Consider the following 1,405-nt stretch of genomic DNA (forward strand, 5'->3'; position numbering starts at 1 on the left):
CAGACATCACGATAGATGGTACAAACCTTGGCGTTTCGGATAATGATATAGTTGGTTTCAGCTATTACCCGAACCCAACCGAAGGTATTGTTAATCTAAAGAGTGTTGACAACATAGATCACGTATCGTTGTACAACCTATTAGGCCAAGTGGTGATTGACAATCGTGTTGATGCTACATCATCACAAATAGACATTTCTGGACTTAGTACAGGAACCTATTTAATGAAGGTTACCATAAACGGAGAAACCGGAACATACAAAGTGTTGAAGGACTAATTTCCGAACATTTAGTATATAAAATGAACCACCCGTTATTTGCGGGTGGTTTTTTTTATTTTTAAGATTATTTAATTAGTTGAAATAGTTTTGTTATATAGCTTTTTTTCTATATTTTTAATCCAGTTTAACTAAATCATTCAAATAATTATGAAAAAAACTACACTACTTTTATCGTGCCTGATAGCCTTTTCTGGGTTTATGAGTGCACAAAATTCGCCAAGTATTGCGGATTTGCCAAACGTGACCAACAGTCCTGAGCGTACAGCCCCGGCACCTGCTGCGTATTTTAATAATACAAATGCAGTTCCTATGGCCGAAACTGTGGCTGGAATGAGTACTACAACTTTTGATCCTAATCAACGTATTCCTTTTACAGGCACTTACGGTGATCCAGGGAACAACGCGACTGCTGCATTGGTTTATGACAATGGCTTGGTATATAATCTTCCTGGACCACCACCAGTTAGTATGTTACAAGACGCTTCTTTAGGGATGTCAACTTATGGGTTTGGATCGCAATTTTCAAGTTCTAATAGCATGGCTGACGACATGGTGTTAACTGGAGATTTTGATATTACTTCAATAGATGTTTATGCATACCAAACAGGTTCAGCACCTCCAACAATAGATGCTGTTTATTTACAAGTTTGGGATGGTGACCCGAGTGGAGGAGGAGCTTCGGTTATTTGGGGTGATCTTACAACCAATATCCTTGACAATACTATTACTTCTGGTGCTTTCAGACAATTGGAAAGTGCTCCTGGTGATACTTCAAGAGAAATTCAACAAGTTAAAGCAAACACAGCTGGACTTTCACTTACCGCAGGTACTTATTGGATTGAATACAGTTTTGGTGGTACTGGTGCTTCTGGCCCTTGGGCTCCACCTATTGTAATTACAGGAGACCCAACAACTGGTAATGCACTTCAAAACTTAGCTGGCGTATATGGCCCCGCTCTCGATGGTGGATCAGGAACACCACAAGGTATGCCGTTCCAAGTTTACGGTGACCCAATTGGCGGTGGCGGTGGAGCTTGCCAAGAAGAGAATCCTAACGATGGTACTTTCGAAAATGGCTTTAACTGCTCTTCGGCATCTGCATTTATGACTGCAAACGACGTAAC

At 40.6% G+C, this 1,405-nt stretch carries 1 protein-coding gene and 1 pseudogene; both read left to right on the forward strand.

The window, feature by feature from the left end:
• The coding region (locus K8089_RS16025; RefSeq protein WP_237604300.1) for a T9SS type A sorting domain-containing protein at nucleotides 1–278 on the forward strand (278 nt) is incomplete at its 5' end.
• Between the two features lie 150 nt (nucleotides 279–428).
• A pseudogene (locus tag K8089_RS16030) lies at nucleotides 429–1,405 on the forward strand (hypothetical protein); the annotation flags it as partial.

Source organism: Aequorivita vitellina (genome assembly GCF_022008365.1).
GTDB lineage: Bacteria > Bacteroidota > Bacteroidia > Flavobacteriales > Flavobacteriaceae > Aequorivita > Aequorivita vitellina.